The sequence below is a fragment of the Curtobacterium sp. TC1 genome (genome assembly GCF_019844075.1).
Classification (GTDB): Bacteria; Actinomycetota; Actinomycetes; order Actinomycetales; family Microbacteriaceae; genus Curtobacterium.
In genome coordinates, this window is the sequence record NZ_CP081964.1 from 1890728 (window position 1) to 1915500 (window position 24773).

Annotated in this window: 20 protein-coding genes; 15 read left to right on the forward strand and 5 right to left on the reverse strand. The window is 70.5% G+C overall.

What is annotated here, in order from left to right:
- Nucleotides 1-41: 41 nt before the first annotated feature.
- The gene (locus KZI27_RS10055) at nt 42-1550 is read right to left on the reverse strand and encodes a leucyl aminopeptidase (RefSeq protein ID WP_222660997.1); all 1509 of its coding nucleotides are present in this window, start codon (nt 1548-1550) and stop codon (nt 42-44) included.
- A gap of 75 nt (nt 1551-1625) precedes the next feature.
- Here KZI27_RS10055 and KZI27_RS10060 point away from each other — a divergent pair, with 75 nt between their 5' ends.
- From KZI27_RS10060 to KZI27_RS10085, 6 genes are all read left to right on the forward strand, one after another.
- Nucleotides 1626-2555 (forward strand): proteasome assembly chaperone family protein, encoded by a 930-nt coding sequence (locus tag KZI27_RS10060; RefSeq protein ID WP_222660999.1) that lies wholly within the window; start codon nt 1626-1628, stop codon nt 2553-2555.
- A gap of 156 nt (nt 2556-2711) precedes the next feature.
- On the forward strand, nt 2712-4031 hold the full coding sequence (locus KZI27_RS10065) for an MFS transporter (protein WP_222661001.1): 1320 nt from the start codon (nt 2712-2714) through the stop codon (nt 4029-4031).
- 193 nt (nt 4032-4224) lie between these two features.
- Nucleotides 4225-5475 (forward strand): RNA polymerase sigma factor, encoded by a 1251-nt coding sequence (locus KZI27_RS10070; RefSeq protein ID WP_123312773.1) that lies wholly within the window; start codon nt 4225-4227, stop codon nt 5473-5475.
- A 4-nt stretch (nt 5476-5479) separates the two neighbouring features.
- Entirely contained in the window at nt 5480-6739 is a 1260-nt protein-coding gene (locus KZI27_RS10075; RefSeq protein ID WP_222661003.1) for a MurT ligase domain-containing protein, read from the forward strand.
- Nucleotides 6736-7509: a type 1 glutamine amidotransferase gene (locus tag KZI27_RS10080; protein WP_222661005.1), complete on the forward strand. Its 774-nt coding sequence runs from the start codon at nt 6736-6738 to the stop codon at nt 7507-7509. The genes KZI27_RS10075 and KZI27_RS10080 overlap by 4 nt, the downstream gene beginning before the upstream one ends.
- Before the next feature lie 125 nt (nt 7510-7634).
- Nucleotides 7635-7958: a hypothetical protein gene (locus tag KZI27_RS10085; RefSeq protein WP_222661006.1), complete on the forward strand. Its 324-nt coding sequence runs from the start codon at nt 7635-7637 to the stop codon at nt 7956-7958.
- Nucleotides 7959-8175: 217 nt separating this feature from the next.
- Here KZI27_RS10085 and KZI27_RS10090 read toward each other — a convergent pair whose 3' ends face one another.
- Nucleotides 8176-8400, reverse strand: coding sequence for a hypothetical protein (locus KZI27_RS10090; RefSeq protein ID WP_071255055.1), 225 nt, complete (start codon nt 8398-8400; stop codon nt 8176-8178).
- Between the two features lie 168 nt (nt 8401-8568).
- Here KZI27_RS10090 and KZI27_RS10095 point away from each other — a divergent pair, with 168 nt between their 5' ends.
- A complete protein-coding gene (locus KZI27_RS10095) occupies nt 8569-10695 on the forward strand; it encodes a type IIA DNA topoisomerase subunit B (RefSeq protein WP_222661008.1) in 2127 nt (708 codons plus the stop codon).
- A 242-nt stretch (nt 10696-10937) separates the two neighbouring features.
- Here KZI27_RS10095 and KZI27_RS10100 read toward each other — a convergent pair whose 3' ends face one another.
- Nucleotides 10938-13424 (reverse strand): DNA topoisomerase (ATP-hydrolyzing) subunit A, encoded by a 2487-nt coding sequence (locus KZI27_RS10100; RefSeq protein ID WP_222661010.1) that lies wholly within the window; start codon nt 13422-13424, stop codon nt 10938-10940.
- 62 nt (nt 13425-13486) lie between these two features.
- Here KZI27_RS10100 and KZI27_RS10105 point away from each other — a divergent pair, with 62 nt between their 5' ends.
- On the forward strand, nt 13487-14653 hold the full coding sequence (locus KZI27_RS10105; protein ID WP_222661012.1) for an alkaline phosphatase family protein: 1167 nt from the start codon (nt 13487-13489) through the stop codon (nt 14651-14653).
- A gap of 28 nt (nt 14654-14681) precedes the next feature.
- On the opposite strand, the gene sepH is transcribed toward KZI27_RS10105, so the two are convergent.
- Entirely contained in the window at nt 14682-15716 is a 1035-nt protein-coding gene (sepH, locus tag KZI27_RS10110) for a septation protein SepH (protein ID WP_222661014.1), read from the reverse strand.
- Nucleotides 15717-15982: 266 nt separating this feature from the next.
- On the opposite strand from sepH, the gene KZI27_RS10115 reads away from it, so the two are divergent.
- Entirely contained in the window at nt 15983-16282 is a 300-nt protein-coding gene (locus tag KZI27_RS10115) for a DUF4193 domain-containing protein (RefSeq protein ID WP_031263038.1), read from the forward strand.
- 104 nt (nt 16283-16386) lie between these two features.
- Here the strand turns inward: KZI27_RS10115 and KZI27_RS10120 are convergent, their stop codons facing one another.
- The gene (locus KZI27_RS10120) at nt 16387-16818 is read right to left on the reverse strand and encodes a DUF3093 domain-containing protein (RefSeq protein WP_111086383.1); all 432 of its coding nucleotides are present in this window, start codon (nt 16816-16818) and stop codon (nt 16387-16389) included.
- Between the two features lie 66 nt (nt 16819-16884).
- Here KZI27_RS10120 and dut point away from each other — a divergent pair, with 66 nt between their 5' ends.
- The 6 genes from dut (at nt 16885) to KZI27_RS10150 (ending at nt 24728) form a co-directional block, all read left to right on the forward strand.
- Complete coding sequence (gene dut / locus KZI27_RS10125; RefSeq protein WP_222661016.1) at nt 16885-17376, forward strand: dUTP diphosphatase; 492 nt, start codon at nt 16885-16887, stop codon at nt 17374-17376.
- Nucleotides 17373-18110 carry a DUF3710 domain-containing protein gene (locus KZI27_RS10130; protein ID WP_261784215.1) on the forward strand — a complete coding sequence of 246 codons (738 nt, stop codon included), beginning with the start codon at nt 17373-17375 and terminating at the stop codon, nt 18108-18110. The genes dut and KZI27_RS10130 overlap by 4 nt, the downstream gene beginning before the upstream one ends.
- A gap of 47 nt (nt 18111-18157) precedes the next feature.
- A complete protein-coding gene (locus KZI27_RS10135) occupies nt 18158-18913 on the forward strand; it encodes a DUF3159 domain-containing protein (RefSeq protein WP_222661018.1) in 756 nt (251 codons plus the stop codon).
- Between the two features lie 128 nt (nt 18914-19041).
- The gene (acnA, locus tag KZI27_RS10140; RefSeq protein WP_222661020.1) at nt 19042-21858 is read left to right on the forward strand and encodes an aconitate hydratase AcnA; all 2817 of its coding nucleotides are present in this window, start codon (nt 19042-19044) and stop codon (nt 21856-21858) included.
- A gap of 132 nt (nt 21859-21990) precedes the next feature.
- Nucleotides 21991-23922, forward strand: a complete 1932-nt coding sequence (dxs, locus tag KZI27_RS10145; RefSeq protein WP_222661022.1) for a 1-deoxy-D-xylulose-5-phosphate synthase — start codon at nt 21991-21993, stop codon at nt 23920-23922.
- 71 nt (nt 23923-23993) lie between these two features.
- Nucleotides 23994-24728, forward strand: a complete 735-nt coding sequence (locus KZI27_RS10150) for a hypothetical protein (protein ID WP_222661024.1) — start codon at nt 23994-23996, stop codon at nt 24726-24728.
- Nucleotides 24729-24773 lie beyond the last annotated feature (45 nt).

Consider the following 24773-nt stretch of genomic DNA (forward strand, 5'->3'; position numbering starts at 1 on the left):
GGGAGGCGCGTCGATGCCCCGTCCCACCGGTACCAAACCTACTACTCGGACTGGAGGTCTTCTGCGAGTGCGATGAGCGTGCGGACCATCACACCCGTCGCGCCCTTCCCGAGCCACCCGTAGCCGCCGCCCTTGTGCTCGGACGGGCCGGCGATGTCGAGGTGCGCCCACGGGATGCCCTCGCCGACGAAGCGCTCCAGGAACTTGCCGGCGAGCAGCATGCCGCCGGCAGGGTTGCCGACCGTGGCGTTGACCATGTCGGCGACGTCGCTGGCGAGCCGTGCGTCGAGTTCCTCGGGCAGGGGCATCGGCCAGATCGGCTCCGACACGCCCTCGGCGACGGCGCGGACCTTCGCGACGAGGTCGTCGCTGCCCATCAGGCCCGTCGTGCGGTCGCCGAGTGCGACGACCTGCGCGCCGGTCAGGGTGGCCACGTCGACGATCGCGTCGGGCGTCTCCAGCGAGGCGGCGGCCATGCCGTCACCGAGCACCAGGCGGCCCTCGGCATCGGTGTTCGTGACCTCGACCGTCTTGCCGTTCTTCAGCGTGAGGACGTCTCCCGGGCGGGTCGCCGTGCCCGACGGCATGTTCTCGGCGAGCGCGAGCCAGGCGGTGACGCGCACGTCGAGGCCGAGGCGCGCGGCGGCGACGGTCGCGGCGAGCACGGTGGCGGCGCCGGTCATGTCGGTCTTCATGCCGAGCATCGACGCCGCCGGCTTGAGCGAGAGCCCGCCCGAGTCGAACGTGATGCCCTTGCCGACGAGGGCGAGGTGCTTCGTGGCGGACTCCGGCGCGTAGCGGACGACGACCAGGCGCGGAGGACGGGCCGAACCGCGGCCGACACCGAGGATGCCGCCGAAGCCCTGCTCCTCGAGCGCCTGCTCGTCGAGGACCTCGACCGTCAGCGGCAGGTCCGCGGCGAGACCGGTCGCCACGTCGGCGACGTCCTGCGGCCCGAGGTCGCCGGCGGCGGTGTTGACCAGGTCGCGGACGAGCGACGCGGCGTCGGCGACGATCGCGGGCCGGACTGCCGCATCGGCGGCGACGTCGGCGGGCGCGACGACCTCGATGCGCTGGTCACCCCGCGTCGGCGTGGTCGTGCCGGCGCCCTTGTGGCGGGTGAAGGCGTAGGCGCCGAGTGCGGCGCCCTCGAGTGCGGCGTCGACGAGCTCGGCCGAGTCGGTCGGCAGGGCCAGGGTGATCGAGGCGACCTGCGGGAGCTGGCGGACGGCGCTGCCGGCGGCGGCACGGATCGCCGCGACTCCGGTGGCCGACCCGAGACCGATGAGTGCGATCGAGGACGCGGCCACGCCGGTGCCGGGCAGCCGGACGAGCTGGTCCTTGGCGCCCGTGACGCCGATCGCGGCGAGGTCGAGCCCGGCGAGTGCCTCGACGACACCGGCGGCGCTCGGCGCGAGGGACGCGCCGGCAGCGGTGTCGCCGGACGGTGCGGCGTCGGAGGACGACCCGGGACGGACCCCGACGACGAGCACGTCGGCGGTGGTGGTCTCGGGGGCGGAACTGGTGGTGGAGAGCGTCGGTCGGACCATGCGCCAACCCTATCCGCGCGCTGTTCGCTGTCGGCGTGGCCGTCCCGCGCGGGGGCGTCGGTGGGCCCGCCTAGCATGGGGACGGTGAACCACCCCGAGGAGCTCTACACGTTCGACGAGGCCGCCCCGACCGTCCCGGCCGGACTGCACCTGGTCGCCGGGCTCACCGGTTTCGCCGATGCCGGCTCGGCCGTGGCCCAGGTGACGACGTCCGTGCTCGAGGACCTCGACACCCAACTCGTCGCCGAGTTCGACCCCGACGTCCTGCTCGACTGGCGCGCCCGACGTCCGGTCATCACCTTCGAGCACGACCACATCGCCGCCGTCGAGCCGCCCCGGCTCGAGCTGCACCTGGTGCGCGACGAGATCGGTCAGCCGTTCCTCTTCCTGTCCGGGTACGAGCCGGACTTCCAGTGGAACCGGTTCGTGGACGCCGTCACCGGCCTCGCCGCCCGGCTCCAGGTCGCGGACACCACCTGGGTGCAGTCGATCCCGATGCCCGTCCCGCACACCCGGCCGATCAGCCTGACCGTCTCCGGCACCCGCGCCGACCTCGTCGAGCAGATGAGCGTCTGGAAGCCCGAGACCCAGGCGCCGGCGAACGTCCTGCACCTGGTCGAGCACCGGCTCGCGTCCACCGGCTCGCAGGTCACCGGCCTGGTCCTCCTCGTGCCGCACTACCTGTCGGACACCGAGTTCCCCGACGCGGCCGTCGCCGCACTGTCCGGCATCGCCGCGGCCACCGGCCTCATCTTCCCGACGGACGCCCTGCGCGAGGCGGGTCGCGAGTTCCTCACCCGGGTCGAGGAGCAGGTCGCCGGCAACGCCGAGCTGCAGCGGCTCGTCGGTGTGCTCGAGGAGCGGCACGACACGTACATGGAGGGCAACCCGGTCGCGTCGCCGCTCACGGACGTCGACGGCGAGGTGCCGACCGCGGACGCGATCGCGGCCGAGCTCGAGCGCTTCCTGGCGGATCGTCGCACCCAGGGTGACGGCGGCGAGTAGCCGGGTCGGGCCCTGGACGGTCCGGAACGGCGGCCAGGAGGCCCGTGGCGGGCCCGCACCGCGCCTCCCGTCCGTCGTCCGGTCGTGACCAGGGCGTCGCGAGCCTCGACGACAGTCGTCGCGTATCCGGCTCCGCCGGATCGGTAACCTGTCGGGGTGAACTCCCGTCGCGCCTTCCTGGTCTGGGGCATCGCGGTGCTCGCCTACGTCCTCGCGGTCGTCCAGCGGTCCTCGCTCGGGGTGTCCGGCGTCGACGCGCAGGACCGGTTCGCCGTGTCGGCGGCGGTGCTCTCCACACTCGCGGTCGTGCAGATCGCCGTGTACGCCGGACTCCAGATCCCGGTGGGGGTCGCGCTCGACCGGGTGGGGCCGCGCAAGCTCGTCCTGCTCGGCGCCGCGCTGCTCGTGGTCGGGCAGGCCGTGGTGGCCTTCTCGCCGACGATCGGCCCGGCGATCGCGGGACGCGTGCTCGTGGGTGCCGGCGACGCGATGACCTTCATCTCGGTGATCCGTCTGGTGCCGATGTGGTTCAGCGGCCGGATCCTCCCGCAGATCTCGCAGTGGACGGGCAACCTCGGGCAGATCGGCCAGATCCTGTCGGCGTTCCCGTTCGCGGTGCTCCTGCACGCCGCAGGGTGGACGCCCGCGTTCGGGGTCGCCGCCGCGGTGAGCGCAGTCGGGCTCGTCCTGGCCTTCGTCTTCGTCCGGAACGGCCCGGTCGTCGTCCGGACCGGCACGATCCCGCTGCCGCACTCGTGGGGTGCCGCCTTCCGGACCTTCGGGCACGCGCTGCGGCGTCCGGGCACGCAGCTCGGCTTCTGGTCGCACTACGTGACGCAGTCCTCCGGCACGGTGTTCTCGCTGCTGTGGGGCGTCCCGATGCTCCGTGGACTCGGCTACAGCCCGGCCGAGGCCGCCGGCTTCCTGACGATCATCGTCGCCGTGGGCTTCGTCGCCGGACCGGTGCTGGGCCTGTTGTGCGCGCGGTTCCCGATGCGCCGCTCGAACCTCGTGCTCGGGGTCGTCGTACTGCTCGCCGTGGTCTGGACCGCCATCCTGCTCTGGCCCGGCCACCCGCCCACCTGGCTGCTCGTGCTGCTCGTCGTCGCGATGGGGATCGGTGGCCCCGGTTCACTGATCGGGTTCGACTTCGCCCGGACGTTCAACCCGGTCGGTTCCCTGGGGTCCGCGAACGGCGTCGTCAACGTCGGCGGCTTCCTGGCGGCGTTCGTGATGATGTACCTGATCGGGCTGCTGCTCGACGTGGTGTCCCGCGTCACCGGCGAGACCGTCTTCGCCTGGGACAACTTCCGGGTGGCCCTCACGGTGCAGTACCTGGTGGTCGGGTTCGGCGTCGCGATGCTCCTGCACGCTCGGCGCCGGACACGGCGAGTGCTCCACGCGGAGGAGGGAATAGGCGTCGGACCGCTCTGGGTTGCACTCGTTGCGCGCCTGCGGAAGCGGCACGTGCAATAATGATCACGGACCCACTCAGGACCCCCTTCCTGTCGGAGCACTTCGGAGCGCCGATCGACACGGGGGACTTGACATGGGTCTTAGTGCTGCCCGGAACGGTAGGACTCGACGACGCGGGGGACTGCGGCTCGGGCCCTGGGCGGCGAGGGAGGCCACGACCCCACGAACGTGGCACGACGAGAGAGGTGATCGCATGGCTGCCCGGAGCACGACGATCGATCCCACGAAGGACACTCAGCCCGAAGGTGCTGTGGCAGAGGACGCCACGGACACCGAGGGAACCGACGCGCCGAAGAAGCGCGCCACCAAGGCCCCCGCCAAGAAGGCCCCGGCCAAGAAGGCCGCCCCGAAGGCGAAGAAGGTCGACCCCGTCGACGAGGCGAACGAAGCCACCGACGAGCCGACCGAGGACGTCGAGGAAACCGACGACAAGGCGATCAAGCCCGACGCCGCCGCTGCGGTCGCCGCCGGCGCGCTCGTCATCTCGCAGACCGACGACGACGAGGCGCCGGTCTACTCCACGACCATCACGGGCGCGACCGCCGACCCGGTGAAGGACTACCTCAAGCAGATCGGCAAGGTCGCCCTGCTCAACGCCGAGCAGGAGGTCGAGCTCGCGATGCGCATCGAGGCCGGCCTGTTCGCCGAGGACAAGCTGCAGCACTCGACCGGCCTCACCAAGCCAGCCGAGCGCGAGCTGCGCTGGGTCGCCCGCGACGGTCAGCGTGCGAAGTCGCACCTGCTGGGCGCGAACCTCCGCCTCGTGGTCTCGCTCGCCAAGCGCTACACCGGCCGCGGCATGCAGTTCCTGGACCTCATCCAGGAGGGCAACCTGGGCCTCATCCGTGCGGTCGAGAAGTTCGACTACACCAAGGGCTTCAAGTTCTCGACCTACGCGACGTGGTGGATCCGTCAGGCGATCACCCGTGCCATGGCCGACCAGGCCCGGACCATCCGCATCCCGGTGCACATGGTCGAGGTCATCAACAAGCTCGCCCGCGTCCAGCGCCAGATGCTGCAGGACCTCGGTCGCGAACCCACTCCGGAAGAGCTCGCCCGCGAGCTCGACATGACCCCGGAGAAGGTCGTCGAGGTGCAGAAGTACGGCCGCGAGCCGATCTCCCTGCACACGCCCCTGGGTGAGGACGGCGACTCCGAGTTCGGTGACCTCATCGAGGACACCGAGGCGGTCGTGCCGGCCGACGCCGTGGGCTTCACGATGCTGCAGAAGCAGCTCGAGAGCCTGCTCGACTCCCTGTCCGAGCGCGAGGCGGGCGTCATCCGCATGCGCTTCGGCCTCGGTGACGGCCAGCCGAAGACCCTCGACCAGATCGGTGACACGTTCGGTGTGACGCGTGAGCGCATCCGCCAGATCGAGTCCAAGACGATGGCGAAGCTCCGCCACCCGTCGCGGTCGCAGTCGCTGCGCGACTACCTCGAGTAGGCCGATGCGGTTCTTCATCCCGATCCTGATCGGGCGGATCCTCCGTGCCCTCGCGCGAGCGCGGGGCGGGGGATCCGCGTACCCCGGCTTCATCGTGCTCAAGCTCGTGCCCGACTTCCTGCAGCACGTGACGAAGCAGTTCCCCAACGGTGTCGTCTTCGTGCTCGGGTCGAACGGCAAGTCGACGACGACGCACATGATCTCGGACATCGTCCGGGCGCACGGGCTGCGTGTGTTCACCAACCCCTCGGGCGCGAACCTGCCGCAGGGCATCGCGTCGGCGCTGCTGTCCGAGGTCTCGCTGACCGGTCGCCTGAAGGCGGACATCGGCATCCTCGAGGTGGACGAGGCCTTCGCGGTCGAACTCGCCGGCATCTTGTCGCCGTCCACGGTGACGATGCTCAACGTGCAGGTCGACCAGCTGTACCGGTTCTTCGAGACCGAACGCGTCGCCGACATGATGCTCGACACCGCGGCACTGTCGACGGCGAACGTCATCACGAACCGCGACGACCAGTTCCTCGACGCCTACGTGGCGCGGACCGGCCAGCGGGTGCTGCGCTTCGGTGCGAGCGCCGAGGTCGTCGCCGCCGCGCCGAACGGCCTGCAGAACGCCGACGACTTCGACCGGCAGGACGCCCAGCCGAACGCCGCCGAATCAGAGGTCGTCGTGAACACCGGTGACGGTGCGACGATCCGCTTCGACGGCACCGAGATCCCGGTCCGGTTGCCCGCCCGCGGCCTGCACTACGCGGTCGACGCCGCCGCGGCCACGGCCACGGCCAGCGCGGCACTCGGCACGCAGTTCCGCGCCGACGCCGTCACGAAGGCCTTCGGCACGATGAAGCCTGCCTACGGCCGCGGGGAACGACTCCCGATCGCTGGCGAGTCCGCCGAGTTCACGATGTTCAAGAACGCCGCGAGCCTCCAGCTCAACCTCGACGCGCTGCCGGACCGCCCCGAGCAGGTCCTCATGGCGATCGACGAGGGCACGCCGGACATCTCCTGGATCTACGACATCGACTTCTCCAAGCTCGACCACGTCGACGTCGTCTCCGGTGACAAGGCCTGGCAGATCGCGATCGCCCTCGAGCACGCCGGTGTCCGCATCGGTCGGGTCGAACCCGACGTCGAGGCGGCGATCAAGCACATGGAGCAGCTCGGGTCGACGACCAGCGGGACGAAGAACTTCATCGTCAACTACGAGATCATGATGATCGCCCGCAAGGCCCTCGGCCACCCGGACATGGAGAAGACCGCATGACGGCCGACCGGCTGACCATCCTGCACGTCTACCCCCGACAGATGGGCGTCTCGGGCGACCGTGGCAACGTCGCGGCCCTGGTGCGCCGTGCCGCTGCAGCCGGCCTCGACACCGAGGTGCTCGAGTACGCGCCCGGCGACGAACTCCCCACGGCGGCCGACGTCGTCGTGATCGGCAACGGGCCGCTCAGCGCGATGCGGTCCCTCGGCGCCGACGTCGCGCGCATCGGTGCGACGCTCCGCGCCTTCGCCAGCGACGGGGTGCCGGTGATCGCGGTCGGCGGCGGGTTCGACCTGTCGACGAACGAGGTCGTCCCCACCGAGGGCGCACCGGTCGCCGGATTCGGCGTGTTCGACGCCCGCGCCGTCCGCGGTGCCGAGCGGCGCGTGAACTACTTCGTGCTGGAGACCCGGTACCCGCTGCTTCCCGGAGCGCCGACGCGTCTCGCCGGGTTCGAGGACCACGCCACCAGCATCGAGCTCGCGGCCGGGGTCACTCCCTTCGCCGACGTCGTGTCCGGCGGCGGCAACCAGGCGGGCGCCCCGGTCGAGGGTGCGATCGTCGGCACGTCCTTCGGCACGCACACCCAGGGCCCGATCCTGCCGCTCAACCCGCAGCTGACCGATGGTGTCCTCGCCGCAGCCGGCGCACGGCTGGGCCGCGAGTACACGCCGGACCCGGAGCAGACGGCGACCATCGACCGCTACGCACGCGAGGCGCGCGCCACCGTCGACCGCTACGTCGACAAGGCGTTCAAGCGCATCGCGTGAGACACGACGAAGGCCGGGCCTGCAGGGGCCCGGCCTTCGTCGTTCCCGAGGGCGGTGGCAACTGTTGCCAGTTCCGGAACGTCGCGTTGTGCATGTGACATGTGAGTGCGGACAAAGGAGGTCCCATGCAACGCAACACACGCACACTCGCCCTGGTCGGTGCACTCGTCGTGACCCTGGTCGGTGTCGGTGCCGGTGCCGGTGCCGTCGGACAGACGACGACGGCCGAGGCGGCGATGACCCGGATCAGTCCGGCCTGCGCTTCGGTCCCGACGACCACGACCGAATCCGACGGCTTCCCCGGTTCCGTCTTCTCCAAGCGGCTGCAGTGTCTCGGCAGCATGGCCACCTACACCGGCCCCATCGACGGCGTGATGGGGCCGAACTCGTGGATCGGGGCGTCCAACCAGCTCGCGAAGGGCGGGTACTACCAGGCCCCGATCGCGTAGGGGTACGAGAGCAAGGACGTCGTGGCAGCACTGCAACGATGGGCGGCCGCCCACGGCCGCTACAGCGGCCCCATCGACGGTGTCTGGGGGCCGAACAGCTACCGCGGCGCCGCCTGGGCGCTGAACCGCGCGTTCTGAGACGGGCAACAGACAGACGGGAGGCCCGGTGCCAGCTGGCACCGGGCCTCCCGTCTTGCTGTGCTCGCGCCTTCGCGCGCTACTTCGACTCGTAGAGTCGGCTGCTCTCGTCGTGCCACTCGATGGCGGTCGCCGCGAGCTTGTCCTTGAACTCGGCGCCGTGGTGGGCACAGAAGAACAGCTCGCCGCTCGACATGGTGGCTCGGATGTAGGCCTGCGCCCCGCAGCTGTCGCAACGGTCGGCGGCGGTCAGCTGGTGGTTGCTGACTTCGTCGATGGAGGGGTCCTGCACGGTCTGGGTCATTGCTGTGCTCCTCACGGATCGCAGGTGGTGCCGGGTGGTTGCACCATTTCAACACGTGATGCCTGAGAACGATGCATTGTGCAGCGCTGTTTCGCTGAGCGCGGACCGGTTGTCCCCAGTGCGAGTGTCCACGCCGGGGGTGTCGGTGCGGCTCGGTAGCATCGGACGGTGAGCTCCGACTACTCCGCACGCCATCTCTCCGTCCTCGAAGGGCTCGAGGCGGTCCGGAAGCGTCCGGGGATGTACATCGGCTCGACCGACTCCCGGGGGCTCATGCACTGCCTGTGGGAGATCATCGACAACTCCGTCGACGAAGCCCTGGCGGGGCACGGCGACGAGATCGGCGTCGTGCTGCACGCCGACGGCTCGGTCGAGGTCCGCGACACCGCTCGTGGCATCCCGGTGGACGTCGAACCGAAGACCGGCCTGACCGGGGTCGAGGTCGTGTTCACCAAGCTGCACGCTGGTGGCAAGTTCGGGTCGGGGTCGTACGCCGCGTCGGGCGGTCTGCACGGCGTCGGTGCCTCGGTGGTCAACGCGCTGTCGGAGCGCCTCGACGTCGAGGTCGACCGCGGCGGCAAGACCTACGCCATGTCCTTCCACCGCGGCGAGCCCGGCACGTTCGACGACACGAAGGGGATCGGTCCGGACGCCCCGTTCAGCCCCTTCACCTCGGGCAGCGAGCTGCGGGTGGTCGGCAAGGTGAAGAAGGGCGTCACCGGTTCCCGCATCCGCTACTGGGCGGACCGGCAGATCTTCACGGCCGACGCGCGGTTCAGCACCGACGACCTGGTCACGCGCGCACGGCAGACGGCGTTCCTCGTTCCCGGACTCGGCATCACGATCACCGACGAACGCGTGTCCTCGATCGAGGCCGCCGCCGCGCGTGCCGAGGCGACGGGCACCGCCGTCGAGGCCGGTCCGGTCGTCGAGCGCTTCCGCTACGAGGGCGGCATCGGCGAGTTCGTCGAGCACCTCGCCACCGACACCGCCGTCACGGACGTCTGGCGCGTGCAGGGCACCGGGACCTTCACCGAGACCGTCCCGATGCTCGACGACAAGGGCCACATGGTCTCCACCGCGGTCGAGCGCTCCTGCGAAGTGGACCTCGCCCTCCGGTGGGGCGACGGGTACGAGACGGCGTTCCGCAGCTTCGTCAACATCATCGCCACACCGAAGGGCGGCACACACCAGGCCGGCTTCGAGTCTGGGTTGGTCAAGGCCGTCCGCGCACAGGTCGAGGCGAACGCCCGCAAGCTCAAGGTCGGGCAGGACAAGCTCGACAAGGACGACGTGCTCGCCGGCATGACCGCCGTCCTGACCGTCCGACTGCCCGAGCCGCAGTTCGAGGGGCAGACGAAGGAGATCCTCGGCACGCCAGCGGTCCGGAAGATCGTCGACCAGGTCGTGTCGAAGCGCATCACCGAGATCCTGACGTCGACGCAGCGTACCGAGAAGGCCCAGGCCGCGACCCTGCTCGAGAAGGTCGTCGCGGAGATGAAGACCCGCATCTCGGCCCGCGCCCACAAGGAGACGCAGCGCCGGAAGAACGCGCTCGAGAACTCGTCGTTGCCGACGAAGCTCGCAGACTGCCGGTCGCAGGAGACCGAGGGCACCGAGCTCTTCATCGTCGAGGGCGACTCGGCCCTCGGGACCGCGAAGCTCGCACGCAACAGCGAGTACCAGGCGCTGCTGCCGATCCGCGGCAAGATCCTCAACGTGCAGAAGGCGTCCGTCTCGGACATGCTGTCGAACGTCGAGTGCGCGTCCATCATCCAGGTCATCGGCGCCGGCTCCGGTCGCACGTTCGAGATCGACCAGGCGCGGTACGGCAAGGTCATCATCATGTCGGACGCCGACGTCGACGGCGCCCACATCCGCACACTGCTGCTGACCCTGTTCTTCCGGTACATGCGACCGATGATCGAGGAAGGCCGGGTCTTCGCTGCCGTCCCGCCGCTGCACCGGGTCGTCGTGGTGAACCGCGGCAAGCCCAACGACACGCTCTACACGTACTCCGAGCAGGAACTGCAGACCGTGCTGAAGAAGCTCGAGAAGACCGGCAAGAAGTACCAGGAGCCGATCCAGCGGTACAAGGGCCTGGGGGAGATGGACGCCGACCAGCTCGCCGAGACCACGATGGACCGAGCGCACCGCACCCTGCGGCGGGTGAACATCACGCACGCCGAGAGCGCGGCGAAGGTGTTCGAGCTGCTCATGGGCAACGACGTGGCCCCGCGCAAGGAGTTCATCCTGGCCGGCGAGGGCCTCGACCGCGACCGCATCGACGCGTAGCGCGCCGGACCGCGGCGCAGCTGCCGGCCCGAGTCTCGCGGTGGGCGACTCGTCTCGGGCGCCGGACCGCGAATGATGTCGCTCAGGCCGAGTCTCAGTGCCGCCAGAGCGACACCGTGCCGCCACCCTGCGCCGTCCGTACCGCCAACGCGACAGTGTCCCGCGAACTGTTCGCGGGACACTGTCGCTTTCGCGAAGGGTGGGCGCAGCGAAGGGTGCGGGCGGCGCAGCGCCCCGCCCGCCTACGCGTCGCCGGCGGTGCCGTCGAGCGCAGCGGCACTGCCACCGATCGAGCCGATGACGGCCTCGAGCGGCGCACCGGACCCGTCACGCTTCGACAGCCAGTCCGGCAGGGTCCGCGCCGCGCCGTCCGTGCCGACCGCGTGCGGCGGAGCGATGCCCGCCCAGCCCACGGTGAGCCCGTCCTCGCCCTTCAGGAACGCGTGCGCCCGGACGCCCTGGGTCGCACGGCCCTTGGCGGGGAACTCGGACAGCGCGGAAACCTTGGCGCGACCGGAGTCCGTGCCGGGCAGCGCCGTCGACGTCGTGGACACGGTGGCGACCACGGCGTCGTCGGAGCGGGCGACGGACCCGAACCAGATCACCGAGGCGCCGGAGGCCAGCGCCATGCCCGCGACACCGCCGGCGGGGAGCCCCTGGGCGCGGACACCGGCCGCGGGGAACCGCAGGAGCTGGGCGTTCGAGCTGATGAACACCAGGTCGTCGGACTCGGGTGCCTGAGCGGCGCCGATCACCGTGTCGCCGGGCTTCAGGCCGATCGCGACGAACTCCGGCTTGTCCGGCCAGGTGCCGGGCACGACGCGCTTGACCACACCCTGTGCGGTACCGATGGCGAGTGCGTCCGACGATGCGCCGGACAGGTCGACGAGCGCGACGACCGTCTCGCCCTTGGTGAGCGCCAGGAAGTCGGTGACCCGCACGCCGGCGTCGAGCCGGACGGCTGCGGGCGGCACCGCCGGGACGTCGACGGGGGAGAGCCGCAGCACCCGACCGGTGGAGGTCAGCGCGCCGACCTGGCCCCGGACGGTGCTCACCACGGCGGACCGGACGGCGTCGTGCTTGGAGCGCTTCGGCACGCGGACGATGCTGAGCTCCGACGTCGGGATGTCGACGCGGATGAGCCGTCCGGTGGTCGAGAGCAGCACACGGCACGGCGAGTCGGCGACCTGGAGCGACTCCGGGTCGACGGCTGCCTTGCGACCGCCCTTGACGGGTGCGTCGGCCTCGGTGAGCAGCGTGCGGCGCGGGGTGGCGAACCGGTCGGACACCTCGGTGAGCTCGAGCGCGACCTGAGCGCGGAGCCGTTCGTCGGACGCCAGCAGTTCCTCGAGCGCGGCGATGTCGGCGAGCAGCTGGTCGCGCTCGGCCTCGAGCTCCATGCGCGAGAACTTCGTCAGGCGCCGGAGCCGCAGCTCGAGGATGTACTCCGCCTGCACCTCGGACAGGTCGAAGACGTCGCGGAGTCGGCTGCGTGCCGCCTCGGAGTCGTCCGAGGTGCGGATGACCTGGATGACCTCGTCGATGTCGAGGATCGCGATGAGCAGTCCCTCGACCAGGTGCAACCGCTCGCGACGACGCGCGAGCCGGTACTCGGAGCGCCGGGTGACGACCGACAGCCGGTGCTGCACGTAGACGTCGAGCAGCTCGCGCAGCCCGAGCGTGCGGGGCGACCCGCCGACGAGCGCGACGTTGTTGATGCCGAAGCCGTCCTCGAGCGGAGTGTGCTTGTACAGCTGCTCGAGCACCGCGGTGGGGTTGAAGCCGCTCTTGATGCCGATGACGAGCCGGAGCCCGTGGTTGCGGTCGGTCAGGTCGTTGACGTCCGAGATGCCGACGAGCTTCTTGGACTGGACGCCGTCCTTGATCTTCTCGATGACGCGCTCGGGGCCCACCAGGTACGGCAGCTCGGTGACGACGAGGCCGACCTTGCGCGGTGTGAGGTTCTCGACGCTCACCTTCGAGCGTGTGCGGAACGTGCCGCGGCCGGTGGCGTAGGCGTCGCGGACCCCGGAGAGGCCGACGATCGTGCCGCCCGAGGGCAGGTCCGGGCCGGGCACGAACTCCATGAGCTCTTCGAGGGTGGCCTGGGGGTTCATGAGCAGGTGCTTCGCGGCCTCGACCACCTCGCCCAGGTTGTGCGGCGCCATGTTGGTCGCCATGCCGACCGCGATGCCCGAGGCGCCGTTGACGAGCAGGTTCGGGAACGCCGCCGGCAGCACGCCGGGCTGCATGATCTGGTTGTCGTAGTTCGGGACGAAGTCGACGACGTCCTCGCCGAGGCCCTCGGTCATGGCCATCGACGGTTCGGCCAGACGTGCCTCGGTGTACCGGGCGGCAGCGGGACCGTCGTCGAGCGAGCCGAAGTTGCCGTGGCCGTCGATCAGCGGCACCCGCATGGTGAACGGCTGCGCCATCCGCACCAGGGCGTCGTAGATCGCGCCGTCGCCGTGCGGGTGCAGCTTGCCCATCACCTCGCCGGTGACGCGGGCGCTCTTGACGTGCCCGCGGTCGGGCCGCAGCCCCATCTCGGCCATCTGGTACAGGATGCGCCGCTGGACGGGCTTCAGGCCGTCACGTGCATCGGGCAGCGCCCGCGAGTAGATGACGGAGTACGCGTACTCGAGGAAGGAGCCCTGCATCTCCTCGGAGACGTCGACGTCCTCGATGCGCTCACCGTCGGGCAGTCCGACTGCGTCCGTGCGTGCCATGGCACCTTTCTGGGAGACCGGAGTCGTCTGGAAGACCGGGGTCGTCTGGAAGACTCTGTGGAATGGGAACAAGCGTACCGACGGCCCCCGACGCCGCCGCGAACCTCGCCGACGTCTTCCCGAGTTGCCTCGTGGCGCTCGGGGCTGCGGACGACGCGTGGTCGCGTGCCAACGGCCTGGAGGCCCGGATCGCCCTCCGTCCCGCCCGTTCCGCGATCGTCGTCCTGGTCGACGGCCTCGGTTCGGTCGCGCTGTCGGCTCGCGCCGGCCACGCCCGCTGGCTGACCGCGGCGAAGGGCACCAGCACCGCGAAGAAGCTCCGCAGCGGGTTCCCGACCACGACGGCCGCGGCACTGAGCACCCTGACGACCGGACGGTCGCCCGGCACGCACGGCGTCGTCGGCTACAGCGGCTGGAACCCGGACACCGGCGCGGTGATGAACCTGCTCGGCGGGTGGGACACCGAGGTGCCGGCGGACTGGTTCCTCGTCGAGACGCTGTTCACCCGGGCCGCGGAACTCGGCGTCGACCCCGTCGTGGTCGGTCCGGAGCGCTACCGGGCGTCCGGCATGACCGCGAACGTCCTCGGTGGCGCGCGCTACGTGGCAGCGGACACGATCCCGGAGCGCATCGACGCCGCCCTGGCCGAGACCGCCACCGGCCGGTCCCTCGTCTACCTGTACGTGCCGGAGCTCGACTCGATCGGCCACAAGTCCGGGTGGCAGTCCGACCGGTGGACGGCGACGCTCGAGCTGCTCGACGGCGAACTCGCCCGCCTCGACGCCCGTGGTGCACGCGACGTCGGCATCCTGGTCACCGCGGACCACGGTGTGCTCGACGTGCCGGACCACGCGAACATCGCCGTCGACCCGCTGCTGCTGACGGACGTCGTCGGGGTGGCGGGCGACCCCCGGTGCCGCCAGTTCACGGTGGCGCCCGGCACCGACGTGCGCGGGCTCGTGGGGGCCTTCCGTGCGCGCTACGGCAAGAAGGCGTACGTCGCGAGCCGTGACGAGGCGATCGCCGCCGGCTGGTTCGGTGCGGTCTCGCCGGAGGTGGTCCCGCGCATCGGCGACGTGATCGTCGTGGCACGCGGCTCGTGGGCGTTCAACGACGACCGGGCGCTGCGCGACGGCGAGGTCCCGAAGCGCATGATCGGACAGCACGGTGCGATGACCGACGAGGAGACCCTCGTGCCGCTCCGGCTCGCCGGGGCGTTCGCGCAGTAGCCGGCCGCCGCGGATCAGTCCGAGCGGATCAGGCCGGGTCCTCCGGGCGGGTGCCGAAGACGATCTCGTCCCAGCTCGGCATCGACCGGCGGTTGCGCTTCTTGCGCTCGGCACGTCCCTCGGCCTCGGGTGCCGATGCCGGGCGGGCGTCGGCCGACGACGGGGCGGTGTCGCTCACGGGCTGGTCCTCGAAACCCTGCAACGGGATGTCGACGACGCTGATCGACGTGCCGCGGGCGGGCTCGTCGCGCTGCTCGCCGAACGAGGCGGCTTCGCGCTCGCCCCGGCGTCGGCGGAGGGCCTCGAGCAGGTCGGCGGTCTCGTTGCCGGGTGCGCGCTCCTCGACGGCCGCCTGTCCGATGCGGGGCAGCGGTGCACGGAGCGGCGCGCGGTCGGGGACGTCGGGGTTCGTGACGGCCTCGTCCTCTTCCTCGACGCGGAAGGCGCCGGAGTCGAAGCGGGTGCCGTCGTCGTCCTGCTGCTCGTACTCCACGGCGCGCAGGCGGGGCGCGATGCCCTCGTCGTCGGTGTGCGAGAGCCGGTGCGCGTCGCCGTTGTCCGGCACGAGGGTCGAGGTCTTCGGGTCGAAGCGCCACTGGGCGTCGTGCTCGACCTCGGCCGCGGTGTAGCGGACCCGGACCTGCCAGCCGCTCTCCGGGTGCTTCCACGAGCCCCAGCTGATCGCGGTGGCCTCGCCGGCCTCGAGCTTCGCGGTGATCGCCGCGCCGAAGGTGTCCGGGGCCTCGTCGTCCAACGGGGTCACCGGGACGCGGTGCGAGGCGTCGAGCACGAACGCGCGCTCGGCCAGCACCGGACCCTCGAAGCGTCGGACGTACTCGACGTCGACGTCGAGCGCGGCGGCGACGTCGGCGGCGTCGGCACCACCGCGGATGCGTGCCTGGACGTCCTTCGGCGAGACCCGCTTCTGCGGCCCGGCGTCGGGGTTGGCCTGACGGACCTGCCCCGGCAGCGAGGACGTGACGGGCAACCGGAACTCGGTACCGCCGTCGGTCGCCAGGAGGAGTGCGCCTGCCTCGACTCCGATGACTCTCACGTCTTGCATGGTCCAGCCTTCCCAGCGTCGCGTACGGTCGTGCGTCGTACCCCGTGAGTATGCAGTGGTCGTGGACGGTTTCCACGGAGGCGCACGGGCGTGCCGCGGAGTCTGCGGCGAGCGTCGACGGGTGTCGGGAATGTCCGGAACGGGGTACGGGTTGCAGGGCCGTGACGACGCGCCGCAGATCTCGGTTTGCACTCTGGCGGGACGTCGTGCAAACTGTCGCCGCCGATCACCCGGCGACGACCTCTCGATACGAGAAATGGATGGGCATGGCCACCGATTACGACGCCCCCCGGAAGACCGATGACAACTCCGATTCGGAGTCGATCGAGGCCCTCAAGGAGCGCGTTCCCGACAAGATGTCGGGGGTCGTCGACGATGATTCGGACAACCCCGGCAGCTTCGAACTCGCCGGGCAGGACCTGAGCGACGTCGACCTCGACGTCGTGGTGCTGCCCCCGCAGGTCGATGAGTTCACCTGCGTCGAGTGCTTCCTCGTGAAGCACCGCTCCCAGCTCGACCACGAGTCGAAGCTCGGGCCGGTCTGCGCGGAATGCGCAGCGCTCTAGGCGCAACGATCACCGAAGGCCCCGCATCCTCCAGGATGCGGGGCCTTCGTCGTACGGTACGGGGCGGACGCGCGCCGGGCCTCCCGTCCGCCCGTCGCGGTCCGTCAGGACCGGAGCGCCTCGACCACCTTGGTGGGCTGCCGGACGCTGACCAGCCAGTAGGGCGTCGGGTCGGCGTCGTCGCGGACCTCGACCTTGACGACCCCGCGCACGTAGCCGCGGAAGAGCGTCCACGCTCGTGCGTCGAGCTTCGGGCCGCGCTGCGTGGTCGCCTCGGCGCCCTCGAACGCCTCGACGCTGCCGACGAGTGCGCGGGGGAGGTGCGCCTTGCCGGCGCGGAACTCGCTGTCCGTGACCTCGATGGTGGGTGCGAGTGCCCACAGGAGCACGAGGACGCCGAGCTCCATGCCGATCGCCACGAGCACACCGGCGAGCACGCTGATGGGCAGGAACACGAGCAGGGTGGCGGGGATGACGAGCGCCGTCGCCAGGTACAGGGCGGGCGGGGCCCAGAGTCGTTCGCGGTACAGGGTCACGAGTCCATTCGACCACGACTCGGGCCAGGTCACGGTCGGGTCACGTCTCTGCACTACCCTCGACACGTGACCGAACCAGTCGACGTCCTCTGGACCGGGGAGAACCGCCCCGGACACGCCCACCCCGGCGACGCGGGTGCCGACCTCGTCTCGGCCGAGTCGTTCGTGCTGCAGCCGGGCGAGCGACACCTCGTAGCCACGGGGCTGCGGATCGCGCTCCCCGAGGGGTACGCCGCGTTCGTGGTCCCGCGCAGCGGCCTCGCCGCGAAGCACGGCATCAGCATCGTCAACAGCCCGGGCACGGTCGACTCCGGGTACCGCGGCGAGATCAAGGTCGCACTGCTCAACACCGACCGGTCCGAGCCGTACGAGGTGCACGTCGGTGACCGGATCGCACAGCTGATCGTGATGCCCGTCCCGCGGGTGACGTACACGCACGTCGAGGAGCTGCCCGACAGCGTCCGGGGCCAGGGTGGCTTCGGCTCGTCGGGCTACGGTGACCGGAGCGGCGCCGTGACCGGTGCCGCCGACGATGTTCAGGAAGGAACGCACGCATGAAGTTCGGTCGACGCAAGCGTGACGAGGGCGAGGTGGCCGAGGTCGAGGTGGCCGAGGCCGTCGCCGACGAGGTCGAGATCGCGGACACGTCTCCCGAGGTCGACATCGCGACGGACGCCGACGCGGACCTCGACGAGGTCGACGCGGTGGCCCCCACGGACAAGTCCGCGCCCGAGGACCGCGCCGAGAACGGCCCGCACGACGAGACCGAGGCGAACCTGGTCCGCCCGTACGTCGACCTGGGTGGCGTGAAGGTCCTGCCGCGCGAGGGGCTGCACCTGCGCCTCGAGGTGGAGGAGGGCTCGCAGCGCGTCGTCGCGGTCGGGCTCGACTACGACGACTCGACACTCCAGGTCCAGCCGTTCGCCGCACCCCGCTCGACGGGCCTGTGGCACGAGATCCGTGCGCAGATCGCCGAGCAGATCGAGCGCCAGGGCGGTGTCGTGACCGAGGTCGACGGCCCGTTCGGCCCCGAGCTCCGTGCATCCGTGCCCGTCGCGGTCGACGGCGACGGCGGCGCGGCCGGTGTCCGGCCGGCCCGCTTCGTCGGCGTCGACGGTCCCCGCTGGTTCCTGCGCGGCGTGATCGCCGGCAAGGCCGCCGAGCAGCCCGACGACGCGAGCGAGATCGAGGAGCTGTTCCGCAGCGTCGTCGTCGTGCGTGGCACGACGCCGATGCCGCCGCGCGACCTCATCCCGCTGCACATGCCGAAGTCGACGCAGACCGCGATCTGACGCTGCGGCCGGCTGACGACCTGACGACGAACCCGCCTGGAGGCACGGTGCCGGAACACGACGACACCCCACGACCCGAGACGGCCGGGTCCGAGCCCGTCGCGCCGTCGTTCTCCTCCCAGTTCCGCGACGCGGTGCAGAACGCCGGCATCGCCCGGGTCGCTCCCGGCGAGGCACCGTCCGGCCGTGCGCTGCTCGGTGCGGTCGGCGGGATCCGTGGGCTGGCCGAGTCGGTGCTGCCCGGGTTCGCGTTCCTGGTCGTCTACGCGATCACGAAGGAGCTCGTGCCGAGCGTCGTGATCCCCGTGGTGGTCGGTCTGGTGTTCGTCGCACTGCGCCTGGCGCAGCGGCAGTCGCTGACGATGTCCTTCGCCGGCATCCTCGGCGTCGCGGTGTCGGCCGGGCTCGCGCTCATCACGGGGCGTGCCGAGAGCAACTTCATCCCGGGGATCGTCATCAACTCGGTGTGGCTGGTCGGCCTCCTGGTCTCGTTGGCCGTGCGGTGGCCGCTCATCGGTCTGGTCGTCGGGTTCCTGCTGCCGGCGAACGAGGACGGCTCGCACGTCGACTGGCGCGCCGACCCGGTCAAGCGCCGCGTGCTCACGGTCGCCACCTGGATCTGGGTCGGGCTGTTCGCGCTCCGCCTGGCCGTCGAGGTGCCGCTGTACCTCACCGCCCAGGTCGAGCTGCTGGCGGGCCTCAAGCTCATCCTCGGCGTGCCGCTCTACGCCGCCGTGCTCTGGGTCACGTGGCTGCTGGTCCGGACCGTGTTCGTGCGAGGGGACGACGCCGCCACGGTGTAGCGTTGTCTCGACATCGAGATAGTTCTCGGAGAGCGCGCACGCGTTCCCGGGATTAGGTTTGCCTTGCTGGTGGGACGGTCCACGGCCCGCGAGGATGAGGGCAAACCGATCAGTAGGGAGGCGGCACGGTGGCTGCAGTCAATAGCTTCGGCTCGAAGGACACACTGTCGGTTGGGGGTGTCGACTACGCGATCCACCGGATCGACACGGTGCCCGGGCACGAGAAGCTCCCGTACAGCCTCAAGGTGCTGCTCGAGAACCTCCTCCGCACCGAGGACGGCAAGAACGTCACCGAGGCGCAGATCCGCGCGCTCGGCTCCTGGCGCCCCGACGCCGACCCGGACACCGAGATCCAGTTCTCGCCGGCGCGCGTCGTGATGCAGGACTTCACGGGTGTGCCGTGCATCGTCGACCTCGCCACCATGCGCGAGGCCATGGCGGACATCGGCGGCGACCCGAACAAGATCAACCCGCTGTCCCCGGCCGAGATGGTCATCGACCACTCGGTCATCGCCGACCTCTTCGGCAGCACGGACGCACTCCAGCGCAACACCGACCTCGAGTACGAGCGGAACGGTGAGCGCTACCAGTTCCTCCGCTGGGGCCAGACCGCGTTCGAGGACTTCAAGGTCGTCCCGCCGGGCACCGGCATCGTGCACCAGGTGAACATCGAGTACCTGGCGAAGGTCACCTACACGCGGGACTTCGACGGTGAGATGTACGCCTACCCGGACACCCTCGTCGGTACCGACTCGCACACCACGATGGTGAACGGGCTCGGCGTGCTCGGCTGGGGCGTCGGCGGCATCGAGGCCGAGGCCGCGATGCTCGGCCAGCCCGTGTCGATGCTCATCCCGAAGGTGGTCGGCTTCAAGCTCTCCGGCGAGATCCCGGCCGGCGTGACCGCGACCGACGTGGTGCTCACCATCACGCAGGAGCTCCGCAAGCACGGCGTCGTCGGCAAGTTCGTCGAGTTCTACGGCGAGGGCGTCAGCGCCGTCCCGCTCGCGAACCGCGCCACCATCGGCAACATGTCGCCCGAGTTCGGTTCGACGGCGGCGATCTTCCCGGTCGACGACGTCACACTCGACTACCTGCGCCTGACCGGTCGCGACGAGGCGCAGATCGCCCTGGTCGAGGCGTACTCCAAGGCCCAGGGTCTCTGGCACGACGCCTCGGTGGAGCCGAACTACTCCGAGTACATGGAGCTCGACCTCTCCACGGTCGTGCCGTCGATCTCCGGTCCGAAGCGTCCCCAGGACCGCATCGAGCTGACGAACGCGAAGAGCCAGTTCGAGGTCGACCTGAACAACTACACGACCCCGAGCGAGCAGACCGACCTCGACGACGCGGTGGAGGAGACCTTCCCGGCCTCCGACCCGATCGCCGCGGGCTCCACCAACGAGGACACCGACCTGCACGAGCACGTCCACGTGTCGAGCGCCCCGTCGACGGCCTCGGCCCCGACGAAGGTCGCGATGGACGGGGCCGACCCGTTCACGATCGACCACGGCGCCGTCGCGATCGCCGCGATCACGTCGTGCACGAACACGTCGAACCCGTCCGTCATGATGGCGGCCGGCATCCTCGCGCGGAACGCCGCCGCCAAGGGCCTCACCTCGAAGCCCTGGGTCAAGACGACGCTCGCGCCCGGTTCCAAGGTCGTCACCGACTACTACGAGAAGGCCGGTCTCACGACCTACCTCGAGCAGCTCGGCTTCTACACGGTGGGCTACGGCTGCACCACCTGCATCGGCAACTCGGGCCCGCTGCCGGACGAGATCTCGCAGGCCGTGCAGGACAACGACCTCGCCGTCACCGCGGTGCTCTCCGGGAACCGCAACTTCGAGGGTCGGATCAACCCCGACGTCAAGATGAACTACCTGGCGTCCCCGCCGCTGGTCATCGCCTACGCCCTCGCCGGGTCGATGCACTTCGACTTCGACAAGGACGCCCTCGGGCAGGACCAGGACGGCAACGACGTCTACCTGCAGGACATCTGGCCCGACGCGGCCGAGGTGCAGCAGGTCATCGACGAGTCGATCGACACCGCGATGTTCACCCACGAGTACGGCTCCGTGTTCGAGGGCGACGACCGCTGGAAGAACCTGCCGACCCCCACGGGCGACACCTTCGAGTGGGACCAGGAGTCGACCTACGTGCGGAAGCCCCCGTACTTCGAGGGCATGACCATGCAGCCCGACGCGGTGTCGGACATCTCCGGCGCCCGCGTGCTGGCGAAGCTCGGCGACTCGGTCACGACCGACCACATCTCGCCCGCCGGTTCGATCAAGGCGGACAGCCCGGCCGGCAAGTACCTGGCGGAGCACGGCGTGGACCGCAAGGACTTCAACTCCTACGGTTCCCGTCGTGGCAACCACGAGGTGATGATCCGCGGCACGTTCGCGAACATCCGTCTGCGCAACCAGCTGCTGGACGGTGTCGAGGGCGGCTACACCCGTGACTTCACCACCGCCGACGGCGAGCAGTCGTTCATCTACGACGCCTCGCAGCACTACCAGGAGCAGGGCATCCCGCTCGTCATCTTCGGTGGCAAGGAGTACGGCTCGGGCTCGTCGCGCGACTGGGCGGCCAAGGGCACGAACCTGCTCGGCGTCCGCGCCGTCATCACCGAGAGCTTCGAGCGGATCCACCGCTCGAACCTGATCGGCATGGGTGTGGTCCCGCTGCAGTTCCCGGCGGGTGAGACGGTCGAGTCCCTCGGACTCGACGGCACCGAGGTCGTCTCGATCTCCGGCCTGACCGAGCTGAACGAGGGTCGCACCCCGAAGACCGTGCACGTCACCGCGATGCCGAGCGAGCACTCGCCCGCCGGCAAGCAGCCGGTCGAGTTCGACGCGGTCGTCCGCATCGACACCCCGGGTGAGGCCGACTACTACCGCAACGGCGGCATCCTGCAGTACGTGCTCCGCTCGCTCGTCTGAGCGACGTGAGCACGGGTCGCTGACGCGACCGACGACCGGCCTGGAGGCGCGGTGCCAGCTGGCACCGCGCCTCCCGTCCGTTGTCGGGTCCCGAGAATAGAGTGTGCGGACAGCCCCACGAAAGGAGCGCCCGTGAGCCTGCTCAGCAGCATCACGTCGCCGCGCGACCTGAAGCGTCTCTCCGACGCGCAGATGACCGACCTCGCCGCCGAGATCCGCCGGTTCCTGGTGGCCGAGGTCGCGAAGACCGGCGGGCACCTCGGACCGAACCTCGGCGTCGTCGAGCTGACGCTCGCGATGCACCGGGTCTTCGACTCGCCGAACGACCCGTTCGTGTTCGACACCGGCCACCAGTCGTACGTGCACAAGCTCGTCACCGGGCGGCAGGACTTCTCGAAGCTGCGCGAGCGGGGCGGCATCGCCGGCTACCCGCAGCGGAGCGAGTCGGAGCACGACATCGTCGAGTCCTCGCACGCGTCGTCGTCGCTGTCCTGGGCCGACGGGATCTCCCGTGCCTTCGGGCAGACCGGCCAGACCGACCGCACCGTCGTCGCGGTCGTCGGTGACGGTGCCCTCACCGGCGGGATGACGTGGGAGGCGCTCAACAACATCTCGGACGACAACGACCGCCGGCTGGTCATCGTGGTCAACGACAACGGCCGGTCCTACGCCCCGACGATCGGTGGCATGGCGCGGTTCCTCAGCTCGATGCGGACGCGGCGCGAGTACCGGGCGCTGTACGAGACCTCGCGGGCGGTGGCGGACCGGTTCGGTGCCCCCGGACGTGCGGTCTACCGGGGGATGCGCGGGGGCCTGCACGGGTTCCTGTCGCGGTTCACGAACAACGAGGCGCTGTACTCGAACCTCGACATCAAGTACATCGGCCCGGTCAACGGCCACGATCAACGTGCGATGGAAGCGGCGCTCCGCCAGGCGAAGGCCTACGGTGCTCCGACGATCGTGCACGCGATCACCGAGAAGGGGCACGGGTTCGAACCCGCCCTGCGCGACCAGGCCGACCAGTTCCACGCCGTCGGACACATCGACCCGGAAACGGGGGAGTCGCTCGACGCCGCGTCGGGGCCGTCGTGGACCTCGGTGTTCGCATCGGCGCTGGCGTCGGCCGGTGACTCCGACCCCCGGATCGTCGCGATCACGGCGGCGATGCTCCGGCCGACCGGGCTGCACCTGTTCCAGGAGCAGCACCCCGACCGCGTGTACGACGTCGGCATCGCCGAGCAGCACGCCGTCACCACGGCAGCTGGTCTGGCCTACGGCGGCCTGCACCCGGTCGTGGCGCTCTACGCGACGTTCCTGAACCGTGCGTTCGACCAGGTGCTGATGGACGTCGCCCTGCACAAGGCCGGCGTGACCTTCGTGCTCGACCGCGCCGGGATCACCGGGCCGGACGGCCCCTCGCACCACGGCATGTGGGACCTTGCACTGCTGCAGGTCGTGCCGGGGATCCGGATCGCGGCTCCGCGCGACGCCGCGACCCTGCGTGAGGAGTTTCGCGAGGCGATCGCCGTCGACGACGCCCCCACCGTGCTGCGCTGGTCGAAGGGGCAGGTCGGGCCGGACATCCCCGCGGTCCGTCGTCTCCCCGACGGTGTGGACGTGCTGCACGCCGCCGCGGACGGCGTCGACGACGTGCTCTTCGTGGCCGTCGGCTCGATGGTGCCGACCGCACTCGAGGCCGCCGGGCTGCTCGAGGCGCAGGGCATCGGCGTCACCGTCGTCGACCCGCGCTGGGTGGTGCCGATCCCGTCGTCGCTCATCGAGCTGTCGAGGACGCACCGCCTGGTCATCACGATCGAGGACGGCGTGCGGGTCGGCGGCGTCGGCACACGACTGCGGCAGGACCTGCGGGCCGCCGGGGTCGACACCGGCGTGAACGAGTTGGGCCTGCCGGACGAGTTCATCGACCACGCGACCCGGTCGCAGATCCTCGCCGACGTCGGGTTGACGGCGCAGGCGATCGCCCGCGACGTCATCGACCAGGTCGTCGGGACGAAGTTGCCGCAGGCGAAGCCCGTGCGATCGCGGGAGTCCGCGGACCGCTAGGCGGGTCGCGCCGGAAGGTCACCCATGCCGTCAGGGGCATGTCCCTCGGGGACGTCTGGCAGGATCGCCCCATGCGACGGGGGTTCAGGACGACGGCGGTGGCGATCGGTCTCGCCGTGGTGGCGCTGTCCTCAGGGTGCGCAACGATGAACGACGGTTCGGTCGCGCCGGAGCTCGGTGCCGACGCCCGGGTCGGCGCCAGACAGACGATGCACCGTGTGGTCGACTGGAAGGGCACCGCCGCAGTCCACCGGGTCGATGCCACCTGGACCGACTCGTGCGGCAACGCGAGCAACGCCGGGTTCTTCCAGCCCGCTTCGGGGACGACGTGCCGGATCGACGCCGGAGCGGTGTACACGATCGACGGTGCGACCACACCGGCTGACGCGGTGCGCATCGTCGGTCCGGCGCTGCGCGCGGGCGGCCTGACCGACGAGGACCTCGTGGCACAGGCGATCCAGCCGGACGGATCGACGCCGTCCCTGGTCGACATCGGTGGGCGGCAGTCGATCGCACTCGGCAGCGACCTCGGGCAGGACCGGTTCGCGGTCGTGCGGGTCCGCGGTTGGGACGGGTCACTCGGACTGTGGCAGTCGGAGGGATCCTCCGTCGTGCAGTCCGCACCGGGTCTCGGCGACGACCCACGTGATGACGCCGTCCGGGCGAGCGGGGCGGACTACGTGCTCGTCGTGACGCACAGCGCCGCGTACTTCACGTCGTACGACAACGAGCCGCCCGAACCGTCGGCACCACGGCCGTCGATCCCGCCGTGCTTCAGCGGCAGCAACGACTGCGTCGGCGGTTGACGGCGGCTCACGACGGCGGTGGACAACACCGCAGCGAGCCAGCCG

Excerpts from the sequence above, each read along its gene's own strand:
- KZI27_RS10055 (WP_222660997.1), bottom strand. The coding sequence starts at position 1,550 with ATGGTCCGACCGACGCTCTCCACCACCAGTTCCGCCCCCGAGACCACC.
- KZI27_RS10060 (WP_222660999.1), top strand. The coding sequence starts at position 1,626 with ATGGGGACGGTGAACCACCCCGAGGAGCTCTACACGTTCGACGAGGCC.
- KZI27_RS10070 (WP_123312773.1), top strand. The coding sequence starts at position 4,225 with ATGGCTGCCCGGAGCACGACGATCGATCCCACGAAGGACACTCAGCCC.
- KZI27_RS10075 (WP_222661003.1), top strand. The coding sequence starts at position 5,480 with ATGCGGTTCTTCATCCCGATCCTGATCGGGCGGATCCTCCGTGCCCTC.
- KZI27_RS10080 (WP_222661005.1), top strand. The coding sequence starts at position 6,736 with ATGACGGCCGACCGGCTGACCATCCTGCACGTCTACCCCCGACAGATG.
- KZI27_RS10085 (WP_222661006.1), top strand. The coding sequence starts at position 7,635 with ATGCAACGCAACACACGCACACTCGCCCTGGTCGGTGCACTCGTCGTG.
- KZI27_RS10090 (WP_071255055.1), bottom strand. The coding sequence starts at position 8,400 with ATGACCCAGACCGTGCAGGACCCCTCCATCGACGAAGTCAGCAACCAC.
- KZI27_RS10100 (WP_222661010.1), bottom strand. The coding sequence starts at position 13,424 with ATGGCACGCACGGACGCAGTCGGACTGCCCGACGGTGAGCGCATCGAG.
- KZI27_RS10105 (WP_222661012.1), top strand. The coding sequence starts at position 13,487 with ATGGGAACAAGCGTACCGACGGCCCCCGACGCCGCCGCGAACCTCGCC.
- sepH (WP_222661014.1), bottom strand. The coding sequence starts at position 15,716 with ATGCAAGACGTGAGAGTCATCGGAGTCGAGGCAGGCGCACTCCTCCTG.
- KZI27_RS10115 (WP_031263038.1), top strand. The coding sequence starts at position 15,983 with ATGGCCACCGATTACGACGCCCCCCGGAAGACCGATGACAACTCCGAT.
- KZI27_RS10130 (WP_261784215.1), top strand. The coding sequence starts at position 17,373 with ATGAAGTTCGGTCGACGCAAGCGTGACGAGGGCGAGGTGGCCGAGGTC.
- KZI27_RS10150 (WP_222661024.1), top strand. The coding sequence starts at position 23,994 with ATGCGACGGGGGTTCAGGACGACGGCGGTGGCGATCGGTCTCGCCGTG.